Source organism: Arthrobacter sp. 2YAF22_2 (assembly GCF_052114645.1).
In the GTDB taxonomy this organism is placed as follows: domain Bacteria; phylum Actinomycetota; class Actinomycetes; order Actinomycetales; family Micrococcaceae; genus Arthrobacter.
Genome location: NZ_JBFRFD010000365.1, coordinates 1 through 3,789, shown reverse-complemented (window position 1 = coordinate 3,789; position 3,789 = coordinate 1). Strand labels below are relative to the sequence as shown.

Here is a 3,789-nt window from a genome sequence, read left to right as displayed (position 1 = left end):
GGCGGCACTGACTGAGCTCATGCGGATCGCCGTGATCGGACGCTCCCTCGGGATCCATCTGGTCATGGCCACGCAGCGGCCACAGGGGGCACTCACCGCAGACATCCGGGCCAACGTCACCAGTTGCGTGGTGCTGAGGGTCCAGTCCGAACTCGAATCCGCGGACATTATGAACTCCCGCCTCGCCGCGGCAATTCCAATTGCGCTCCCGGGGCGCGCCTACCTGGTCCGCGGCAATGGGGCCCCTGAACATTTCCAGACTGCCGTCCTGGGCTCGACGTCGCCGCTCCCTGCTGCGGGAAGCGTGATCGTGACGACCGCTCAGGAGTTGCTGGACCAGCCCGACGCCGCATCGCCGGCCACCCCCGGCCACGAGCCGGCGTCCACCCCGGCGGAGTCCGCGGCGCCATTCGTCGGAGTCGCATCCCGACTATGGCAGCTGCAGGGCGGAGGCCCATCCCGGCGGCCGGTCGCCGAACCGCTGCCGCCGGTATTAGATTTTCCGGGGCCCGTCGCCGGCAGCCGGGCCACCCGCGAGCTCCATTTAGGGGCAGTAGACCTCCCGGAGCATCAGCGACTCGACCGTCTCAGCTGGAACCCGGACCAGCACGGCCATCTTGCGCTGATCGGCGCCACGCAGGACTCGACGCACGGGGGCAGCCCCGGGGCCCTGCGTCTGGTCTTGGACCAACTCGAGTGGGCCGGGGTCGAATCCCATCTCTATTTGCTGGACGGGGACGGGGGCTTGGCTCGTGCCGCGACCGGGCCCAGGGTGGGAGCCTGGGTGGGGCAGCAGGAGCCGCGCCGGGCGGCCAGGGTTCTCACCCGTGTTGCCGAAGAAATGACCCGGCGGCTGGCCGCACCGTCGGCCCGGACGTCTGTGCCGTTGGTGCTGGTGCTGCACAACTGGGGATCGTGGGTCTCGGTATTCCGCTCCGGTCCGCTCGCCTGGGCCGAGGATCTGGTCCACGACATCATCCGGGACGGTCCCAAGGCGGACATCACCGCGGTCCTTTCCGGCGAGCGCGAGTTGGTGACTGCACGGTTCTTTGCCGCAATTCGCAGCCGGGTCTACATTCCCCTCGGGTCAACGGAAGAGAGCCGGCTGGCGTGGCCGCCGCTTCCGCAACTGCCAGCCATTCCCGGCCGTGTCGTGGTCGCGGGCATGTCCGTTGCCTCCGGCGCGTCCGGCGGCAGCTCCGCGTCCGGCGGCAGCGGGGCCCCGGCACCGAACCGAAGTCGACCCGGGAGCGGGCTCCGGGTGGCGCAGCTCTACGAGCCACCCGAGGAGGTCCGCCCCGCGTCCTCCGGCTGCCGGCGCGCCCGCGGTACGCAGAGCCGGCCGTTCCGGGTCGAAGCACTGCCGGCCCTGGTTACCGTGGACGAGGTCCGGTCTCGGCTCGGGCCGACCGGCAGCCCTGCAGCGGCGCGCTCCGCGGACGACCGGCTCTGGATCGGCGTCGGCGGCGATGAGCTCCTACCCGCCACCCTTGCGCTGCCGCGCGGCAGCGTCCTCGCCGTACTTGGTGGCTCCGGCTCGGGGAAGACGTCCCTGCTTCGCGCACTACCGCTGCTGAACCCCGCAAGGACTTGGCTGGCGCGCCGGCCGGGATCCGGGCAGGAAGAATTCTGGTCCGGGGTGCAGGCGGAGGCCACGGCCGGGCACCTGGATCGAGCCGCGGTCCTCCTGGCCGACGACGTGGACCTGTGCGGCGGGCAGGCCAATGACCCGCTCTATGCGCTCAACGGTCTGGGCTGGACGGTGGTCTTCGCCGCGGGATTCAGCCCGGCTCTGCCGCAGCGCGTCCCACTGGCGCTGCAGGCCCGCAGCCACGGCAAGGGCGTCCTGCTGGGCCCCCGGAGCCTGATGGACGGGGACCTGTTCGGCGTCCGCTTCGAACCCGAACCCCGGCCGCCAGCCGGACGCGCCGTCGTGATCTCGGATGGCCAGGCCGCGGCAGTGCAGTTGGCCCTGGCTCCGGAGCAACCGCGGTGACGCCGGAGGTTACAGCGCCGGGGGCTGCCCGCCTGCCCGGGACGCAAAGGCGATCACCCGTTTGTCGAACAACAGCACGATCGCGATGGCGGCCGGCACCAGCATGGCGAGGCCTGCGAGGGGATAACCGCCGGTCAGGGTCGGAAAGCCGATGGTGAGCATAAACAACTGGGCCACCAGGGCACCGGCCCGCGGCCAGCGGTAACCGCGGAAGAGGAAATGCCCAACGGCGAAGAGCCACGCCGAGAAAGCGAGCAGGAGGCCGAGGGTAAAGACCGCCCCCCAAAAGGACAGGACGGGCGCTCCGGACACCAACTGGAATCCATACCAGCCTGCCACAGCCAGAAGTGCCGCGCCCTCAAGGGCGGCTAAAATCGCGATGACGGCGATCGCCGCGGGCCGGGCCGCGGGCGCCGGGCCGGGTGCGCCCGACTTGTCCTCGGCGGGATCGGTGGGGTTCACAGGGGGTCTTGACACACTGGCACCCTACCGGACATAGTCGGACAGACGTGGGGGTTCCGCCAGTCAATGTGATGCATCGCTCACGATTTGGCGGCATTTCGAAGGCAAATACCCCTTGTTTACACAGCGTTAACATGACACGCTTAATCCAGATGACCGAGGGGGCCCTAAGGCCCCCTTTCTTATGTAGCTTCTAGTGAATAATTTCACAAGAGGCATTTAACGAATTCCCAGGAATGGAGTTACTGATCAGCATGGATTGGCGTAACCGCGCAGCGTGCCTTGACAAGGACCCGGAGCTGTTCTTCCCGGTAGGAAACACGGGTCCCGCCCTCCTGCAGATTGAGGAAGCGAAGAGCGTCTGCCGGCGTTGCCCCGTCGTGGATACCTGCCTCCAGTGGGCTCTCGAATCCGGCCAGGACGCCGGCGTCTGGGGCGGTATGAGCGAAGACGAACGCCGCGCCCTGAAGCGCCGCGCCGCCCGCGCCCGCCGCGCCTCCTGAACTTAATCGCSGGGCGACCCGGCCACGATGGCCCCGGACCGCTGGTCCGGGGCCATCGCCGTTATTCCCTGCTGAGCTTCCCTGTCCTCAGCGCGGAGCGAGGCTGAGAACCACCTGCACAGCGGTTCCGCCGCCCTCCCGCGGCTTCCATTGGATGCTGCCGCCCAGCTCGCTCGTGACGAGTGTGCGCACAATCTGCAGCCCGAGTCCTTCCGCGTAGGACCCTGCCGGCAGCCCGACGCCGTCGTCCGCCACCGTCACGGTCAGCAGTTCATCGCCGTCCTCGCTCTCCGAGCGATCGGCGAGCAACCAGACGGTTCCGGCCCTTCCGGCGAGCCCGTGTTCGACGGCGTTGGTCACCAGTTCGTTGATCACCAGCGCCAGCGGCGTCGCGAAGTCGCTGGGCAGCTCCCCGAATAGCCCGGACCGCTGGGTCCGTACCTGCTGCGAGGGTGAGGCGACCTCTGCCGACAACCGGAACTGGCGTCCGATCAGCTCATCGAAGTCCACGCTCTGAGCCAGCCCCTGCGAGAGCGTTTCGTGGACCAGGGCGATAGTGGCGACCCGGCGCATGGCTTGCTCCAGCCCCTGCTTGGCTTCGTCGCTGACCATCCGGCGGGACTGCATGCGCAGCAGCGCCGCCACGGTCTGAAGGTTGTTCTTTACGCGGTGGTGGATCTCTCGGATCGTGGCGTCTTTAGTGACGAGCTCAAGTTCGCGCCGACGCAGTTCCGACACGTCGCGGCACAACACCAGCGCCCCGAAGCGCCGCTCTTCGTCGCGCAGCGGAATCGCCCGCAGGGACAAACTCACGCCGCGGGATTCGAT

At 68.6% G+C, this 3,789-nt stretch carries 3 protein-coding genes and 1 pseudogene; 2 read left to right on the top strand and 2 right to left on the bottom strand.

All coding sequences use genetic code 11. The features are described 5' to 3' along the window. A pseudogene (locus AB4Y86_RS14065) lies at nt 1-1,996 on the top strand (FtsK/SpoIIIE domain-containing protein); the annotation flags it as partial. Between the two features lie 9 nt (nt 1,997-2,005). On the opposite strand, the gene AB4Y86_RS14060 reads toward AB4Y86_RS14065, so the two are convergent. Next, nucleotides 2,006-2,473: a hypothetical protein gene (locus tag AB4Y86_RS14060; RefSeq protein ID WP_441402824.1), complete on the bottom strand. Its 468-nt coding sequence runs from the start codon at nt 2,471-2,473 to the stop codon at nt 2,006-2,008. A gap of 239 nt (nt 2,474-2,712) precedes the next feature. On the opposite strand from AB4Y86_RS14060, the gene AB4Y86_RS14055 reads away from it, so the two are divergent. Further along, nucleotides 2,713-2,961, top strand: a complete 249-nt coding sequence (locus AB4Y86_RS14055) for a WhiB family transcriptional regulator (RefSeq protein WP_003804966.1) — start codon at nt 2,713-2,715, stop codon at nt 2,959-2,961. An 87-nt stretch (nt 2,962-3,048) separates the two neighbouring features. On the opposite strand, the gene AB4Y86_RS14050 is transcribed toward AB4Y86_RS14055, so the two are convergent. Continuing rightward, nucleotides 3,049-3,789, bottom strand: a 741-nt coding sequence (locus AB4Y86_RS14050; protein WP_441402823.1) for a sensor histidine kinase, incomplete at its 5' end; no start/stop codon positions are given.